Source organism: Anaerolactibacter massiliensis, assembly GCF_900290205.1.
In the GTDB taxonomy this organism is placed as follows: Bacteria; Bacillota_I; Bacilli_A; order Erysipelotrichales; family Erysipelotrichaceae; genus Bulleidia; species Bulleidia intestinalis.
In genome coordinates, this window is record NZ_OLMH01000002.1 from 955,072 (window position 1) to 973,596 (window position 18,525).

The following is an 18,525-nucleotide window of genomic DNA, read 5'->3' on the forward strand; positions in this document are numbered from 1 at the left end:
CCTGTTACATGATTAATATAGCAGATTTCCCCGTTTCTGCAAGCGGTTCTCCATCCTCAGAGATACAATTCCATCGGATACGTGAGATAGCGGAGTTCTTCCAGCTGATCCGCCGTGACATATCCGGCCGGTGCTTTCAGAATTGTCGGAATCCGGTTCACAATCGTCGCACACGTATGCTCCACGGTTTCCGGCTTCACCTCATGGTATTCGACATCCGGCTCGCCTTCGATCTTCCAGTCGCAGAAATCGCCGTCCTTTGGTCCGTATACCTTGCCGATCGTCTCTTCCTCGACTTCGATGCCCTGCAGCGTCGCAGCCGTGACCACTGCCGACATGCCGATGCATCGTCCGGCCGGAATCACCTGATTCAGCGTGCTGCTGAACAGATCATGATCCAAGATGCACGGAACATGTTTCTGGGTGATAGAAGAAATCGTGAGGCCGAGTTTGCTGCAGATCGCTTCAACGGAGTTCCATGCATAGGAAGGTTCGAATACTTCCGGATGCGCAATCTGCTGCTCGAACTCCTGGGGAGTCAGATCGCAGCCATGTGCCTGAGCAAGTGCCATCCCGTATTCATCGACGTTGTAGCTGTAGGCACCCTTGATCTTCTTGATGGAATGGCAGCCAGCACAAGCCTGAGCAAGCATGTTGATCCAGAAGATATCCTGCATGCCGGAACCAGTCATCGTGCAGTGATGCTCCTTAGCCATCGCATCCAGGCGGTTGACGATTCCTGCTTCCGTCGTCCACGGATAGATTGCTTCCTCGCACGTCGTGATCACTTTGATGCCTCTGCTCAGGCACTTCTCGACATGCGGATCGATGTCCTTGATGAAGCTGAACAGCGTGACGATCGCGATATCTGCATCACATTTATCCAGAACTTTGTCGGCATTATCAGAAATCTTTACAAGTAACCGGCGAGAAAGCCCAAGTGCTTCAGCCTTGGGATGAAAGCCGAGCCATACACAGCTGATGTACTCTTTCTGCTTCATATCATATAATTGGAAGCACAGAGATGAAAGGATTCAAGTTCAGATTAGAACCGAATGAAACACAGAAGAAGCAGATTCAGGAAACACTTGATTCTGCTCGTTTTGTGTACAATCGGTTTCTCGATCTGAACGAGTATGCGTATCAGACAGAAGGTATCCATCTTTCGTATGCGATGATGTGCTCGCTATTGACGGATCTGAAGCAGGACCCTGAATATCCGTGGCTGAAGCAGGCTGACAGTATGGCACTGCAGACTGCGCTGAAAGATCTGGATGAAGCATTTCAGAATTTCTTTACCGGACGTGCAAAGTATCCAAAGTTCAAGACAAAGAAGCGCGCTAATAAGTTTTCATATCGTACACGCAATCAGAATGGCGGCATTCAGATTATTGATAAGCACCATGTAAAACTTCCGAAGCTTGGCATTGTCCGGGCCCGTATTTCGAGATTTCCGCATGGAGCGATCAGGAACGCAGTGATCTCACTGACAGCAGCCGGCAGATACGAAGTCTCCTTCTGCGTGGATGAGATCGCAGCCTCTAAGAAATCCGCTGGCGGAGAGATTGCAATTGATGTAGGGCTTGCCGAGTTCTATACCGACTCGAAAGGCCGCATTGCTGAGAACCCGCACATTCTTGCAAAGCTCAGCCGAAAACTTGCTAAAGAACAGCGCCGGCTTTCCCGTATGTATGAAGCAGCCAAGAAGGCAGGCCGTCGTCTGAGTGAGTGCCGGAATTATCAGAAACAGCGGGTCAAAGTCGCTAAGATTCACGAACGCATTGCCAATGCCAGAACCGACTTTCTTCAGAAGCAGAGCACGGCGTTAGCTGATGAAAACCAAATCATCTATGCCGAGCATCTGAATATCCGCGGAATGGTCAGAAACCACAAGCTGGCAAAGGCAATCAGCGATGTGAGCTGGAGTGCGTTCTTTCAGATGCTGGAATACAAAGTAAAAGAACGTAACGGCTTTCTGATCAAAGTTGATACGTTCTATCCAAGTTCACAGATCTGCCATGAGTGTGGATACAAGAACCCGGGTGTAAAAGATCTGAAAGTGCGGAAGTGGATCTGTCCGCAGTGCGGAGCAGTGCATGATCGTGATCAGAATGCCGCACGGAATATCCTTGCAGAAGGGATCAGAATCCTCAACGAACCGAAGACTGCAATTTCTGTAGTCTGAAACGCCTATACGTACCGTGGGGCACACGGGAAGTAACGCTTGCAGAAGAGAGTGTAAGACGGCACCATGCCGCAGTTCTCGTTGAAGCAAGAATCCCACAGGCTTTAGCCGTGGGAGTGTCAAGGTTTCAGCCTAAAGCCTCCTCCAGGAAGAGAGTCAACCCCTTATTAAGAATCAATTCACGAGTGGTTTTTCACGAAGTGCAGAGGCACCTGCAGGCGCATGAACATCCCTCTCCGGTTCTCATCAAACACATTGAATTCTGTCATGATCTCGCAGAAATAATCGCCGGCAATCTGGCAGCTGTTTTCCCTGTACAAGGAGAGCAGCCTGCAGGCATAGTCCTGTTCTTCGGAAAAGTCCTCCGCATAGATGCATGCATACATCCCGCTGTCTGCGACCCTGATATCATTTCTCACACTGCACTGATCCCGGTCGACGAACACGAAGACCAGATCCGGGCAGAACTTCCGTTCCAGAAACAGATCCTTCTGAACGGAAGTAGCGATGCTGTAAGTATGAATCTGAGAGAACCCCTGCTCCACCAGCTCATTCCTCAGATCTGCTGCATTCTGCTCGAAACACGTCAAGCCTTCCGTATAGAAATTGCCGGAACATGGAATGCCCCAGAAATATCTCTGCTCGATATATTCGAGAGAAACCATGCCGGTGACCGGGGATTTGCGGAACCGCTCCATGCTGCGGATTGCCCGCTGAATGGATTTCTGCTGTTCCTTAAGGGCCCGGCGCTGTTCATAGAGCTGTTCATTGCGCTCTGCCAGCAGTTCTTCCACGCGGTCCATATCCTTCTTCTCGAAGATCTCATGAATTTCCTGCAGGGTCATGCCGAGCTCTTTCATGCTGGCAATCATATCGAGGCGGGCATTCTGATTCCAGTCATAATAGCGGCAGCCCGTATCCTGATCCACATAGCGCGGCTTCAGCAGTCCTTTCTCATCATAAAGACGAAGGGCTGCTGCCGTCATGTGATTGATCTCTGCCATCCTGCCGATCGGAATCAGAGAAGATTTATCCAGTTCATCCATCATGTGAAAGCTTTCACGTATGATTAGTGTTTATCACAGAAAAAGCTTCAGAAACAGATTTCTCAATCCATCTCTGAAGCTTGAATCTCAGAACAGGCTCATCTGGTTCTTTTCCTGCAGATCGCCAAGGCATCCATATGCCTTCAGCTTCTTCAGCAGCGTATCGCTGAGCTGCGTGCGCTTGAGCACATCTTCCTCGGAAAGGAACTCGCCTTTTTCTCTGGCCTCGACGATGCTTCTGGCAACGTTTGCCCCCAGACCGTCAATGACAGTGAACGGCGGGATGATCGTATGCACATCGTCGCCATCGGTGCAGAATTCCGTTGCTTTCGACTTGTACAGGTCGACCATGGACATCTTATAGCCGCGGGCATACATCTCTTCGCAGACTTCCAGCACATCAAACAGCGCTTTTTCCTTGTTCGTGACCGGATTGGTCGAGTAGCGGTTCTGCATGCGGCTCTGAATGTCCTGCATGCGGTCTCTGACCGCTTCGAGGCCCTTGCACATCGTCTCGATCTCATATGCATCCGAACGCAGCGTGAAGAACTGGATATAGAAGTTCCATGGCTCATGAACCTTGTACCAGGCAATGCGGATTGCCATCATGACATAAGCCACGGCATGGGCCTTCGGGAACATGTACTTGATCTTCTTGCAGGAGCCGATATACCAGTCCGGAACATTGTGCTCTTTCATCGCTGCTTCCTGCTCCGGCGTAAGGCCTTTGCCTTTGCGGACGCCTTCCATGGTCTTGAAGGCCATGAGCGGTTCCAGACCTTTGTTCAGGAGATAGGTCATGATATCGTCACGGCATCCGATGACTTCGGAAAGCGTGCAGGTTCCCTCCTGAATCAGACTCTCGGCATTGCCTGCCCAGACATCGGTTCCATGGGAAAGACCAGAGATGATGACCAGATCGCTGAAGCATTTCGGCCTGGTTTCTTCGAGAACTTTCCGGGTCGTGCGGGTACCGAACTCCGGCAGGCCTAAGGCGCCGGTTTCTTTCTTGTATACTCGCGGATCTGCTTTCAGGGCATCATCGCAGTAGAACAGCGATAACACTTCCGGATCATTCATCGGAATGGTGGTCGGCTTGGTCTTCGAGATATTCTGAAGCAGACGCATCGCTGTCGGATCGACATGACCGAGGATATCGAATTTCAGAACATTGTCATGGATATCATGGAAGTCGTAATGGGTTGTCTTCCATTCGCTGTTGGGATCATTGGCCGGATACTGGACCGGCGTGAAGTCTTCTGCATCATAGCCTTCCGGAATGATGATGATGCCGCCCGGATGCTGACCGGTCGTGCGCTTGACGTTCTGGCACCCTTTGGCCAGATAGTCTTTCATCGGCCGGCGCATGTCGGTGATTTCCATCTTCTCGCAATAGCCGCTGACATAGCCGTAAGCAGTCTTCTCAGCGACGGTGCCGATCGTGCCGGCACGGAATGCGTGCTTGTCATTGAAGACTTCCTTGATGAATGCATGGGCATGTGCCTGGTATTCATTCGAGAAGTTCAGATCGATATCAGGGGTCTTGTCCGCATTGAATCCGAGGAAGGTCTGGAACGGAATATTGTGGCCATTGCCGCGCATGATCGCGCCGCAGTGCGGACACCGCTTATCCGGCAGATCGAATCCGGACGCAATGCCCGGATCATCCAGAAATTCGGAATAATGGCACTTCGGGCAGAGATAATGCGGCGGCAGCGCATTGACTTCCGTGATGCGGGACATGGTTGCGGTAAACGAAGAACCGACGGAGCCACGGGATCCGACGATATAGCCATCCGCATTGGATTTCTTGACAAGCAGATGGGCTATGTAGTAATGCACGCCGAAGCCGTTGCGGATGATGTTCTCCAGTTCGGTATCCAGACGGTCTCTGACGATGTCGGGCACTTTCCCTTCGAACTCATATTCTTCTTTCATCGTTCCGTAGCAGATCTCGCGCAGCTTGTCATCCGAACCGGGGATGGTCGGCGGATAAGTTCCCGAAGGAACCGGCCGCACCTCTTCGAGGGAATCGAAGATCTTATGCGGGTTCTCGATGACGATGCGATGCACGAGATCAGGATCTTCCAGCCAGCTGAAGGCATCGAGCATCTCATTCGTGAGACGGATATGCTGATCGGGATTCGGGGTTCTGACACGCAGCGCCTCATCGCGGATATAAAGCGGATGAGTCGCACCGCCTACACCCTGGGACATGATGTACACATCCCGGAAGATCTTCTGATCCGGGGTACAGTAATGCGCATCGCTGTCTGCGACAACCGGAATATGGAGCTTGTCCGCCATGGCAATGATGCGCTTCTGCACCTCTTTCACCCGGTTCATCGAAGGAACATTGCCCAGCGCGACAAACGTCGTGTAGTTCGCCAGCGGCTGCAGCTCGACATAGTCGTAGAAACGCATCGCATTTTCCAGGCGCTGATCATCGCCGTTGCATGCCAGTTCCCATACTTCATTGTTCTGACAGGATGTGCCGATCAGAATATTCGTGCGGTCTTTCTGCACCGAAGAGCGCATAATTCTCGGTTCGGCTGCGCCGCCCTCCTTGCCGAGCACCGCTAACGTATCCGTGCAGCTTTCGGTGACCATCTGATAGAGACGCTTAAGACCCTCATGATTCCTGCAGAGAACGATGATATGTGACCGGCGGGCCTTCTTGTAGAAGCCCCGGTCCGGAAGCTTGTCCTGCAGATCATTGACTGTTACCGCGCCGAGCTTTTTCGCATCTTTCAGCAGACACAGGAACACGGAAGAAAGCACTTCGGCATCATAATCCGCACGATGCGCCACTTCTTCGTCATAGGAAATGCGGTAGTAGTTCGAAATATTGCCTAACCGGTAGAAGTGGCGGTCTTTCAGCACCACTCTGGCGAGATCCAGCGTATCGATGACGCAGTTATGCAGCGGCGGCCGGCCGATTCTTCTCAGCTCTTCATTCAGGAAGTGGTAGTCGAAAGTCGCATTGTGCGCAACCAGGATATCATCCCCGATCCAGTCCAGGATCTCATCGCACGCTTCCGCAAAGGACTTCGCATCCTTCACCATTTCATTGGTGATGTTCGTCTTATGCGAGATGTTGGCCGGAATCGGAAACGGCGGCTTCAGGAACATCTGCTTGCGATCGACGACACTGCCATGTTTCAGCCTGACTGCACCGAATTCGATAATCGAATCGTAATAGCAGGAAAGACCAGTGGTCTCAAGGTCAAAGGAGATATAGGTCGCGTCTTCCAGATCCGCATTGATGCGGTTGCGGACAATCTTCGGCTTGTCATCGGCCATATTCATCTCGCAGCCGAGGCCTACCTTGAACTTCCGGTCGCTGCCTTTCTTCAGGCTCTGGGCGGTATTGAATGCCTTGACCATGGACTGCACGTCGGCATGATCGGTGATGCAGATGCCCTCATGGCCGAGATCCCATGCATACTTCACGATGGTCTGCGGCTCGCAGACCGCATCCATTTCCGACATATTCGTATGCATATGCAGCTCGACCCGCTTCTCTTCCGCCGGATCCGTGATCTTCTCTTCTTCAAGAATATCCGTGGCTGATGCCTGCACGACCAGATCCCGGGCATAGTTGTCAAAGACGACAGATCCGTAGATTCTGACCCGCATGCCTTCCTTCACAAGCCCGAGGTCTTCTTTCGTGAAGTTTCTGCCCTCAAACCGCTTGACAAGAATCGCATCGGTCCCGTCATAGACGGAGAGCGTCTGAATCGTCTTCTGAGCTGCCTTCGTGACGACTTCTTCGACTGCAAATACCTTGCCTTCAAACTGAATGCTGTCTACCGGATCATGCACGTCCTTCAGATGCACGAGGGGCCAGTCTTCCTTCTTCTGACGGAAGAACTTGCGATGAGAATCTGCCTGTGGACGCGCATGTTCCATAGGAGCTGGTGCAGAAGGAGCCGGAGCTTCCATGAAGACAGTCTCCACCTGTGGAGCTTCCGGTTCTTCGACGGAAGCAGTGATTCCTGATACTTCAATGCCGACTTTCTTCAGATATTCCTGCAGCGGAGCTAGCAGCTCCTCTGCCCGGTCTCTGGAAACGGATTCGGCGAACCGGTAGTCTATCGAACGGGCATCTGCGTCATACTGAAAGACAGCGTCTTTCAGCAGCGCACTTTCTTTTTCTTCTTCGTAGTAAAGCGTCAGATATTTATACAATTCATCCCTGCTGCAGCTGCCATCTCCTGCCGAGATGGACACATAGCAGGGACATTTCAGATACTGTTCCAGCAGTTCCAGCAGCTCCCGGTAATCCTCGCACGGCAGCGGGCCAGGACTGGAAAGCTCCAGCTCCACATGAACCGGATGCCGGTAAAAGCGCACTGCAGTCACTTCGGCTGCAGCATAGGCTTCTCGATTCCCTGCCCCGATCAGGTCCAGGATGGATTTCAGAGTCATGGTCATTCCTAATCTACCTCTTGAGCGTCTCTCATTCTACCACAAGAAAACCGGAAGACTCCGGTTTCCGGTGATGCTATTTCAGAAGGCCTTTGAGGAATTTCTTCGCACTGCGGATGCCGATGTTCATCGCCTCATTCTCAAGGCGGTTTCTGGCTTTCCTGGCCAGACGATCGCCCCATTCCTTCTGTTCTTTTTCTTTTTTCAGGGCTTCACGCTCTTCCTGGCGCTGTCTTTGTTCTTCGAGCTTAGCCTGTTTCTTATTCTCTTCTTCTTCCTGCTTTTTCTGTTCTTCCTCTGCTTTCAAGCCATCCATGGCCTCATAAGCAGAAGCGGGATCGAAGGATTTCTCATACTTCCCGTAGATGCTGTCGCGTTCGATGCAGTTTCGGATTGCGTCCTGAGCAGCCATTGCCATGGAAGAGCGCGGCGGCAGGATCTTCGTCTTCTGTACGATTGTCGGTGCGCCTTCTTCATCGAGCACCGAAACCAGGGCAGTACCAGTCTTCATCGAAGTGATCTCGGAAGCCGCATCCAGATCCGGATTCGGCCGGAACGATTCTGCCGCGATCTTTGCCTGCTTGAATTCAGCAGGCGTATATGCCCTCAGGCTATGCTGAATGCGATGAGAAAGCTGAGACATGACCGTATCCGGAATATCTGCCGGACTCTGGCTGATGAAGAAGACGCCGACCCCTTTGGAACGGATCAGCTTCACCGTCTGTTCAATCCGGGTCATCAGTGCCTTCGGCGCATGATCGAACAGCAGATGTGCTTCATCAAAGAAGAAGACCAGCTTCGGTTTCTCGAGATCCCCGACTTCCGGCAGATTCTCATACAGCTTAGACAGCATCCAGAAGAGCACCATCGAATACAGCAGCGGATGCTGGAACAGCTTCTGGCATTCGAGGATGTTCATGACACCCTTTCCGCCTTCCGTCATCATCCAGTCCTCAAGATTCAGCTCAGGCATTCCGAAGAAGGATTCTGCTCCTTCCTGCTCCAGCTGCAGCAGTTTTCTCTGAATCGCGCCTGCTGACTGCTTCGAGACATTTCCGTATTTCACGGTATAGTCTTTCGCATGCTCGCCGACATAAGCGGTCATAGCCTGAAGATCCTTGAGATCGATGAGATCGAGATTCATCTCTTCTGCAGCTTTGAAGACGATGCTGAGCACGCCTTCCTGCGCATCGGAAAGATCCAGGATGCGGCTGAGCAGCAGCGGTCCCATATTCTGAACAGCAGCTCTTACCGGATGTCCCTGTTCGCCATACACATCAAAGAAATGCACCGGATAGCTGCAGCAGTAATTCTCTGCAGAAACCTGCATATCCGTGAGTCTGCCGCTGATCCCTTCTGCATTTCCCGGCACGATCATGCCGGTCAGATCGCCTTTCACATCGGCGATGAATGTCGGCACGCCGAGATCTGACAATGATTCTGCGATGACTTTCAATGTGACAGTCTTGCCAGTGCCGCTGGCGCCTGCAATCATGCCATGCCGGTTCATCTGTCCCGGCAGGAGATAAACACTCTCTTCGCCAGCTTTTCCCAGCAGGATCCGATCCCCCTCTAGCATATTCCTGCTCCTTTTCTAGATCAGCCGATAGCCGCCGGCATTGCGGATTCTGAGACAGTAGCATGCTCCTGCTCCGAAGGCTTCTTCCATGGCATTCACATAGGTTTCAACCAGACCTTCCGGAACAAATGCCTGGATGGTACCGGCAAAGCCACCGCCATGCACACGCCATGCGCCTCTTCCTTCCAGGAGATTCTGGCTCAGGGCCAGGCCGATGGAAAGAGACTGATGATGAGGATCCGACGAAGCATACACATTCTGCAGATATTCAAACGAACTGTTGCCCGAATCGATGACCAGCTTCAGGAACTCCTGCATCGAATTGTACTCCAGCGCTTTCACTTCTTCCTGAACCCGGTCAGTTTCCTTCAGGAAATGATAAGCTCGAAGCCATGCCCGGTCTCCGCACTGCTTCCGCACTTGAGGAGTCTTCTCAAGGAACTCCTGCAGGGTCACCCTGCTCAGCACTTCTTGACCGAAAACGCCGGCTGCCGCTTTCATCTCAGATGGAATTCTGGAATATTCATCGCTCAGATCCGCGTGGCTTGCCCGGCAGTCCGTCAGGATGATGCGGAAGCCGCTGTGATCAAAATCAAACGGAACCCGCTCCACTGCCGGAGCGTCTTTATGATGGAAATCAATCGTGATGAAGCCGCCTACAGAACAAGCCATCTGGTCCATCAGACCAGAAGCTTTCCCGAAATACACATTCTCTGCGAACTGGCCCGCTTTTGCCTGTTCTTCCGGAGAGACTTTCCCATCGTTGTAAAGCTCATTCAGGATCTCGGCAATCAGAATCTCAAACGCTGCGGAACTGCTCATGCCGGAACCAGGCAGCACATCCGATTCCGCATAGCACGAGAATCCGCCGATGCCATAGCCCAGCTCATGATATCTTGCCGCGATGCCGCGGATCAGAGATTCAGTCGTATTGACTTCTTCGGCCTTTCTGGACAGATCTTCGAGATCGACCGGCTTCACTTCAAAAGCATCGGAATGATAGGTGATGACCGGCTTTTCTTCCGGGATCACGACCGCTGCCGCATCGAGATCAATGGATGCGGCCAGGACCCGGCCGAGCTGATGATCGGTATGATTGCCGCCGACTTCGGTTCTGCCCGGGGCACTGAACAGATCTGCTTCGCGGTCGCCATAAAGTTCCATCGCTCTTGAAATAAGCTTCAGGTAGCGCTTTTTCTGCGCCTTGACGTGTTCTGCTCCATACAGGAGCTCGAGCTGGTTCTGCAGCAGATCGGAGCTGACTGCTGCCTGCAGTTCACTGAGTTTCATGATCTTTCTACCTCACTAATTTTTCAAACGCATTCTGCGCGGCATTCTGTTCTGCCTGTTTCTTCGAGCTTCCGGTTCCCGTCCCAAGCACCAGTCCGTCAATCACCGCATTCATCGTGAACGTCGGCGCATTGCTCGGACCTTCCTCACTGACTAATTCATAGTGCACGGTCCTCCGGTTGTCTGCCTGCACATATTCCTGAAGCTTCGTCTTGTAGTCCCGGAATACCTTGACGTCTTTCGGATGTCTGATTTCCGGCAGGAATACTTCATTCAGGATATTATCCACCGCATCCATTCCCTGATCGAGATACAGTGCCCCGAGCAGGGCTTCGAACATATCGGCGATGATCGCATCTTTCTCGCGGCCCCCGCTTTTCTCTTCGCCGGATCCAAGCAGCAGGAAATCATTCAGATGCAGTTCGCGGGCATACATGGCAAGTGCTTTCTCACAGACCAGCTGTGCCCTGAGCCTGGTCATCTCGCCTTCGCTTAACGGAGGCTCCAGCGGGAAGATATGAGCCGTGCTCCATAACTGCAGCACCGCATCTCCCATGAACTCCAGGCGTTCATTATCATGATACTTGCGATGTTCGTTGACATAGCTTGTATGCATGAATGCCTGGCGGATCAGATCTTTATTTTCCACTTCGATGCCGCGTTTCCGCAGCCACTCGATACAGTCCATTTCTTTCCTCCTCTAGTCCGCAAACGAAGCATTCTTCTCATTCCGTTTCCGCACGGATTCCAGAAGCAGCACATAATCAGGATTATCCGGATCCATCACAATCTCTGCAGCATCCTTCTTTGCCTGATTCATGATCTTCGTATCTTCCACGAGGTTGCCGAGAATGAAATCCGGTACCCCGCTCTGCCTCGTTCCAAGTATATCACCTGGCCCTCTCAGCCGTAAATCTTCCTGCGCAATCTCAAAGCCGTTATCTGATTTCACCAGGGCATTGAGCCGTTCCAGGGCCTTCTCATCCTTCGACCCGGTCAATAGCCAGCAATATCCCTGGCTGCTTCCGCGCTGCACGCGTCCGCGCAGCTGATGGAGCTGAGACATGCCGAAGCGATCCGCATCGTAGATGATCATGCCCGTCGCATTGACGACATTCATGCCGACTTCGACGACCGTCGTGGAAACTAATACCTGGATCTCATTCTCTGAGAACTGGCGCATGATCTCCTGCTTCTCTTCCGAGTTCATCCGTCCATGCAGGAGACCTACCCGATAGTCCGGTGCAAACAATCTGGAAAGACTTTCCGCAATGTCAGAAACTGCTCTGGCATTGAAATCTTCATTGCGATCCACTGCCGCACAGATCACATAAAGCTGCCTGCCTTCTGCCAGCAGCTTCTTCACATCGCCCAGCACGGAACGGAAGCTGTTCTCCTCAATCAGCTTCGTGATGACCGGCTTTCTGCCTGGAGGCATCGTCTCGATCGTACTGACTGCCATATCCCCATACAGCACGGACGCCAAGGTCCGTGGAATCGGCGTTGCACTCATCAGCAGGAAATCCACCCTGGTTCCTTTCTCTCTCAGGGCCCGGCGCTGTTCAACCCCGAAGCGCTGCTGCTCATCCGCAACGACAAGTCCGAGCTTCTGAAAGGCAACCTTCTCCTGCAGAAGACTATGCGTGCCGATCAGGATATCGATGGAACCATCTGCTGTATCCTCCAGAACCTGTTCCTTCTCAGCCGGTTTCAGTCCGCTGTACAGCACGCCGACCTTCACCCCGTAAGGAGAAAGCAGCTCATTCAGGGTAGAAGCATGCTGGCGGGCAAGGATTTCCGTCGGAGCAAGCAGCGCTCCCTGAAATCCTGCCGTCACCGTTCCGTACAGCGCAAGGCCGGCAACCAGCGTCTTGCCGCATCCGACATCGCCCTGAACAAGCCGGTACATCAGATGATTGCTTTCCAGATCAGCCAGGATCTCCTGCAGCGCTTTCTCCTGATCCGAAGTCATCGGAAACGGAAGACCGGAGATGACTTTCTTCAGCTTTTCATGATTCACATGCTTAGGCTGCTTATAGGCATCGGAGCCGTTCTCATTCTTCATGAGCTCCACTGCCGTGAAGAAATGCAGAAACTCAGAATATTTGAGCGTCCGGTAGGCTGCCTGCACTTCCGACATGGACTTTGGTTCATGAACCATGCGCAGCGCCAGATCTCTTCTGAGCAGCCGGTATGCCCGCTGATACTGCAGCGGCACATCGTCTTCAATCGGCCCCGATGCTAAGGCATGCTTCACGCATTCACGGATCGTACGCTGGGGAATGCCTGTCCGCGTCGAATAAACCGGAGTGATCGCTTCCTGCTGATCAGCCGGCTTATTATTGTAGGTCATCGCGACGACGGAAGATCTGCCCTGATAGATTCCGGAAACGGTGATCGGCTGATTCTCATACAGAGAAGAAGCCCAGGGACGATTGTAGATCGTCACCTGCAGCACATCGCCTTCCTCGGTCCTGACACTGAATTTCGTGACAGTCTTATTGCGCCCGAACCGCCAGCTGCGGGCAGCTCCGCTCACGAAGCCCGAGAAGGCCACATGGTCCTTTTCATGCCACTCGGAAACGGGGCGCATATTCAGTTCTTCATACCGGAACGGGTAATAGGAAAGAAGGGCATCGCGATCCGCAATGCCCAGACTTTCCAGTGCGCTGATCCGCTTCGGAGTCAGCCTGAGTCTCTGATCATTCAGTTCCATTCCGATTGCTCACTGCTTAATAAGGAGCAGGCTTCCCTGCTCCTGAATACGATCGATTCTGCTGTTACTCAACGCCTACGATGAAGCAGTAGACAGGCTGATCACCCTGCTCGACATCAACATCGACTTCAAAGTGATCTTCAATATACTTCTGTACCTTCTGAACTTCTTCTTCACTGGCGTCCTTGCCGGCAATCAGCGTGACGATCTCGCTGTCCTCATCGCACATCTCAGAGATGAGACGGCATGCCGCATCGACTTTATCGCTGCTGGTCAGACGGATATCCTTGTCGAGGATTCCCATGTAATCCCCGGCTTTGATCTCTCTGCCATCTACCGTCGTATCCTTGATTGCATACGTGACCTGACCGGTCTTCACATGTCCGACCGCATCCATCATCGCGCTCTGGTTTTCCTCCGGATCCGCTTCCGGATTGAAGCTGATGCAGGCACTTAGACCCTGCGGGATCGACTTGGTCGGAAGCACGCGGACATCTCTGCCTTCGCTGACTTCAGCAGCCTGGCTGGCTGCCATGATGATGTTGCTGTTGTTCGGCAGGATGAAGATATGACGCGCATGCACTTTCTCGATTGCCTTGATGAAGTCTTCCGTGGAAGGATTCATCGTCTGGCCTCCGCTGACGATAAAGTCGCAACGATAGCCCCTGAAGAGCTTCTCCAGTCCTTCGCCGGCACACACGGTGATGATGCCGTATTCCTTCTCCTCAGCATCTTTCTCAGCGGCAGGTTCTTCTTTCGAGGCATTCTCGAGAATGGATTCTCTCGGCTTGCCAAGCGCCAGATTATCAATCTGCACTGCCTGGAATTCGCCAAACCGCTGGCCGAGATTCAGCACTTCGCCCGGCTGGGCCGTATTGACTCTTACCTTGACGAGATCTGCGTCGTTGACGACGGTGATATTCTCGCTGAGCTTGCTCAGAGAATTGCGGAAGCGGTTCTCCTTGAATAGATGAACCCCCTGATCGCTGAGCTTCAGAATGAATTCCGTCACATAGCCGCTTGCTCCGATTTCTTCGGAACCATTCTTCTTTCTGGCCGACTCATCTTCAATCGGAGCACCATCGAGGTATGCCTTGAATCCGTCGAAGATCGCTAAGAGACCGCTTCCTCCGGAGTCCACGACTCTGGCTTCTTTCAGAATCGGCAGCAGTTCCGGCGTCCGATCCAGAGAAGCACGCGCCTCTTTGCAGAGAATCTCCATATACTCTTCAATCGTCGCTTCCGGATGATCCTTCACGTAGAGGTCTGCCATATCAGAAGACTCTCTGACAACGGTCAGAATCGTTCCTTCCACCGGTCTCATGACTGCTTTGTAAGCAAGCATCGCGCCATTGAGCATCGCTGCAGCAAAAGCCTTCGTATCAAGTTCGTGGCTCTCGCCGACACTCTGATAGAAGCCCCGGAAAATCTGCGAAAGGATGACACCGGAATTGCCTCTGGCGCCCATGAGAAGACCTCTCTGCAGCGTCTTGGCTACTACCGGCAGATCCTCGCTGCCGCTCTTGTTCACTTCATTGATGCCATTGGTGAACGTGAGACTCATATTCGTTCCGGTATCGCCATCCGGTACCGGGAACACATTGAGTGCATCTACTTCTTTTCTGCGGTTATTCAGGTTGCTGCAGCCGCTCATCAGCATGCCTCTGAATACCTTGCCGTCAATCTTATTCATCTCGCCTGTCAAGCCTCCGTCACTCGATTACCTGAACGCCCTGAACAAAGACGTTGACAGCCGCAATCTCTTCGGAAAGAGATTTCTCCAGCACATACTTGACTTTCTTCTGAGCTTCCTGCACTACTTCGGAGATCTTGACTCCGAAGCTCACGATAATATATAGGTCAATCTCAAGGCCGCTGTCAGTACGTCTGACGACAACACCCTTCGTGTAGTTTTCTTTTCCGAGCAGTTCAGCCCAGCCATCTCTGACAAGCTTGCGGGATGCCATGCCTACTACTCCATAGCATTCGGTAATGACTCCGCCAGCCAGGGAGGCAACTGCTTCTTCTGACACATTGATATTCCCGTAATTCGTCTTTCTTTCGACTGTCATGGTCTTTCAAGCTCCTTAGCGCCATTAATTATATTAAACTTACTCATCTTTCTCAACTGCCTCACCCGTTCGTATCGCCGGAAGAATCCGCAGAATCCGACGAAGTACCGGAACTGTCCGTGCTTTCCTCAGAGGATGTGCTGTTCTCATCCGGGATCACCAGCGTGCCGGAATCATAATAGCCGGCCAGATAATGATCCAGGAAATCAGGATCTTCGACATCATTGCCATTTTCATCGATTGGAATCACGATCTTATTTCCGGACGCATCGAGATAATAGCCATCTGAGCTCTGGTAGTAATGCTTGACCGCCTTGTCGCCCCATTTGTCGTAGATGTAGTTGCCATCGGAATCCGTCCAGTATTCCCGTTCCGTCACAGTTTCATTCCATGGGCATGCCCGTTCGACCGCAACCTGATTGCCATCGCTGTCTGCTTCATAGGCATACAGGCAGCGGCTCTGATCTTTCATATTCTGATAGATCTCTTCATAGCTGTTCAGTGTCGAAAGGCTGTAATAATCCGCAAAGAAATACCCGCCGGTGCGCATCAGCACTTCAATGGCTTCATCTGTATAGCCAAGATCATACTGATTCACCTCAGCCATGCTTTCGATCGTGCTGCGGTCCAGCTTCTGGAATGCCTGGGTCAGCAGATGATTCTGCTGTTCTTCCGTGAACCCGCTGATATACGGGACTCTGGAAAGAATCGACATGTATTCGCTCTTCAGCTCGCACGTGCTCCCATCCGAAAACACCAGCATCGGCTTATCTTCATTGTACCGGTATCCGATCGGCTCTTTCTCCGTGATCGTGATCGAGACGAGATTGTTCGTCTCCAGCTTCACGGAAGCTGTTTCAATGACCGGATCACTCAGCAGTCTGCTTTCAACCTGCTTAGGAATAACGAAGTAGTAAATCGATTTCTCCGTGACTCCCGAAAGCGTGCTGACGTAGTCCCTGCTCAGAAAATCTGCCCCTCTCACCGCAATGACCTCAACTCTGGAAACCGGGTTCAGAAAATAGAGCAGCCCGAGCAGAAACAATGCCAGTACCAGAGCGGCCCGGAACAGAATCGGCTTTGCTTTCGCGAATTCCTCATTATCCCGGTTCACCGCCCGCTCCTGAAACAGCGAATCGACCGAAGTCTCATCCGGCTGCATGGTGCTCTTCTTTGGGTCTACCAATTGAATTTCTCCACTTCCATATGCAGGCTGATGCCGTACTTCTCCTTGACGAGCTTCTGGATCTCTTCCGTGAGAGCCAGGAAGTCTTCGGCTCTGGCATGGCCGTCATTGACGATGAAATTCACATGCTTCTCGGAAACCTGGGCATCCCCGATCCGATGTCCGCGGTAGCCGATGCCTTCAATCAGCTTCCAGGCCGGAACGTCAGCCGGATTGCGGAACACGGAACCTGCACTCGGACGATCCAGCGGCTGCGAAGCCATTCTTCTCTCCCGGCGGGAATCCATAAGGGCCCTGATTTCATCCGGATCCCGTTTCTCCAAATTCAGACGGATCGCAATGACGATCCAGTCCGGATGCGACTGGAAGACGCTCGTCCGGTATCCGAACCCGCATTCGCCTTTCGGAACCCATTCGAACTTCCCGTCCCGGTAGACGAACACGCTGTCGATCACATCGCTCATCGAACTGCGGTATGCCCCTGCATTCATGAAAGTGACGCCGCCGACGGAACCAGGAATGCCGCTGGCGAATTCCAGTCCGCTCAGTCCTGCTTTCATCGCCGCATAGGCAACCGCGATGATCGAGCAGCCTGCCTGGGCGACAACCGACGTATCGACGATATAGAAGTCATTGAATTTTTCCAGACGGATGATGACGCCGTCATAGTCTTTATCCGAACACAGCAGATTCGAACCTTTGCCGATCAGCTTGAACGGCAGATGGTTCTTCCGGATGATCCGGATCAGGCTGTCCAGGCTCACGGAATCATCGGGATAAGCGACATACTTTGCCTTTCCGCCGATTCTGAGCGTGGTCATGGAAGAAAGCGGAACACCGGTTTCCACCGCAGCTACCTTCTTCAGCTGTTCAAGCATTGTTTCCATGGTCCGCAAGCTCCTTTACCCATTCATACATCTTTTCCGCCGCATCCGGCGTGCCCATCGCTTTCGCATTGGCTGCTAAGTTCTGACGTTCTTCCTGATTCTTCATAAGCCGGTTCACCGTACTGGCAAGCACATCGGCATTCAGGTCTTTTTCCTCGATCATGACAGCCGCATGGTGTCTGACCAGTTCCTCAGCATTATGAACCTGATGGTTATTGGGCACATAAGGACTCGGAATCAGAATCGCTGCCGTCCCGATGGCCGAGATCTCAGCTAACGTCGTTGCTCCGGCCCGGGTGATCGCGAGATCTGCTTCTTTCAGCATCGCCCTGCCGTCAATATACGGAAGAATATGAATCCGTTTTCCCTGGGAGCGGAAGGTATAGTCATTCGACTTTCCGGCCGCAATGAGCACCTGGAAGGAATCATCGAACTTCGCACAGGCCTGATCGAGAACCTCGGAGACTGAACTGCTGCCAAGGCTTCCCATCATGCACACCACCATCGGAATTCCTGGTTCCAGGCCATACTCCTTCAGCAGTTCTGGTTTCCCCGGAGCTGCTGCGGCTGCGGAAGCTTCGGGGTTTCCGTAGAGCCTGGTCTTTCCTTCCGGGAATTCCTTCAGGCTGGAAGGATAGACTGCTTCAATCGCATCTGCGATTCTGCTGAGATACAGATTGGCTTTGCCAGCTGAGGAATTCTGTTCGCTGATCATCGTCGGGATGCCGAGCTTATGCGCGGCCCGGATCAGGGGAACAGAAATATAATTACCGAACCCGATGCATACTTCCGGCTGGAATTCCTTCAGCATCTTCCGGCAGGAACGTTCTGCTTTCTGCAGCGAAATCAGCGACTTCACCTTGGCCAGAATACCGCCGTTCATGCCGCTCATCGTCATCCCGGCAAAGGCGTATCCGGCTGCCGGAATGACCTGTGCTTCCATGCGGTTGTCTGAACCGAAGAAGCGGATCTCGCATTCCGGGCAGTTCTTTCTGATCGTATCGGCAAGCGCCAGCGCCGGGTAGATATGTCCGCCCGTTCCGCCGGTTGCTATCATCACTCGTATCATAGGCAAGATTTTATCACATCTGCAGGCATTCGATACGGGAAACAGAACGGTGTAGAATACAGGA

General features: G+C 52.5%; 13 protein-coding genes. 1 reads left to right on the forward strand and 12 read right to left on the reverse strand.

The window, feature by feature from the left end; genetic code table 11:
* Nucleotides 1-56: 56 nt before the first annotated feature.
* Nucleotides 57-1,001, reverse strand: coding sequence for an NAD(P)H-dependent amine dehydrogenase family protein (locus C7E00_RS08100; protein WP_204378591.1), 945 nt, complete (start codon nt 999-1,001; stop codon nt 57-59).
* 23 nt (nt 1,002-1,024) lie between these two features.
* On the opposite strand from C7E00_RS08100, the gene tnpB reads away from it, so the two are divergent.
* On the forward strand, nt 1,025-2,185 hold the full coding sequence (tnpB, locus tag C7E00_RS08105; RefSeq protein ID WP_105303810.1) for an IS200/IS605 family element RNA-guided endonuclease TnpB: 1,161 nt from the start codon (nt 1,025-1,027) through the stop codon (nt 2,183-2,185).
* Between the two features lie 179 nt (nt 2,186-2,364).
* On the opposite strand, the gene C7E00_RS08110 is transcribed toward tnpB, so the two are convergent.
* The 11 genes from C7E00_RS08110 to C7E00_RS08160 form a co-directional block, all read right to left on the reverse strand.
* Nucleotides 2,365-3,234: a MerR family transcriptional regulator gene (locus C7E00_RS08110; RefSeq protein ID WP_204378592.1), complete on the reverse strand. Its 870-nt coding sequence runs from the start codon at nt 3,232-3,234 to the stop codon at nt 2,365-2,367.
* Nucleotides 3,235-3,318: 84 nt separating this feature from the next.
* Entirely contained in the window at nt 3,319-7,668 is a 4,350-nt protein-coding gene (locus tag C7E00_RS08115; RefSeq protein WP_105303811.1) for a PolC-type DNA polymerase III, read from the reverse strand.
* Between the two features lie 70 nt (nt 7,669-7,738).
* Nucleotides 7,739-9,241 (reverse strand): helicase HerA-like domain-containing protein, encoded by a 1,503-nt coding sequence (locus C7E00_RS08120; RefSeq protein WP_105303812.1) that lies wholly within the window; start codon nt 9,239-9,241, stop codon nt 7,739-7,741.
* A gap of 15 nt (nt 9,242-9,256) precedes the next feature.
* Complete coding sequence (locus C7E00_RS08125) at nt 9,257-10,531, reverse strand: galactokinase (RefSeq protein WP_105303813.1); 1,275 nt, start codon at nt 10,529-10,531, stop codon at nt 9,257-9,259.
* A gap of 7 nt (nt 10,532-10,538) precedes the next feature.
* Entirely contained in the window at nt 10,539-11,219 is a 681-nt protein-coding gene (gene rnc / locus C7E00_RS08130; RefSeq protein ID WP_105303814.1) for a ribonuclease III, read from the reverse strand.
* 12 nt (nt 11,220-11,231) lie between these two features.
* Nucleotides 11,232-13,247, reverse strand: coding sequence for an ATP-dependent DNA helicase RecG (gene recG, locus C7E00_RS08135; RefSeq protein ID WP_105303815.1), 2,016 nt, complete (start codon nt 13,245-13,247; stop codon nt 11,232-11,234).
* Between the two features lie 64 nt (nt 13,248-13,311).
* On the reverse strand, nt 13,312-14,940 hold the full coding sequence (locus C7E00_RS08140) for a DAK2 domain-containing protein (RefSeq protein WP_105303816.1): 1,629 nt from the start codon (nt 14,938-14,940) through the stop codon (nt 13,312-13,314).
* A gap of 19 nt (nt 14,941-14,959) precedes the next feature.
* Complete coding sequence (locus C7E00_RS08145) at nt 14,960-15,319, reverse strand: Asp23/Gls24 family envelope stress response protein (protein ID WP_105303817.1); 360 nt, start codon at nt 15,317-15,319, stop codon at nt 14,960-14,962.
* 61 nt (nt 15,320-15,380) lie between these two features.
* A complete protein-coding gene (locus tag C7E00_RS08150; protein WP_135358191.1) occupies nt 15,381-16,505 on the reverse strand; it encodes a cell division protein FtsQ/DivIB in 1,125 nt (374 codons plus the stop codon).
* Complete coding sequence (gene murB / locus C7E00_RS08155) at nt 16,499-17,392, reverse strand: UDP-N-acetylmuramate dehydrogenase (RefSeq protein ID WP_105303819.1); 894 nt, start codon at nt 17,390-17,392, stop codon at nt 16,499-16,501. The genes C7E00_RS08150 and murB overlap by 7 nt, the downstream gene beginning before the upstream one ends.
* Nucleotides 17,376-18,449 (reverse strand): UDP-N-acetylglucosamine--N-acetylmuramyl-(pentapeptide) pyrophosphoryl-undecaprenol N-acetylglucosamine transferase, encoded by a 1,074-nt coding sequence (locus tag C7E00_RS08160; RefSeq protein WP_167836525.1) that lies wholly within the window; start codon nt 18,447-18,449, stop codon nt 17,376-17,378. Before C7E00_RS08160 ends, murB begins: the two co-directional genes overlap by 17 nt.
* Nucleotides 18,450-18,525: the final 76 nt, after the last annotated feature.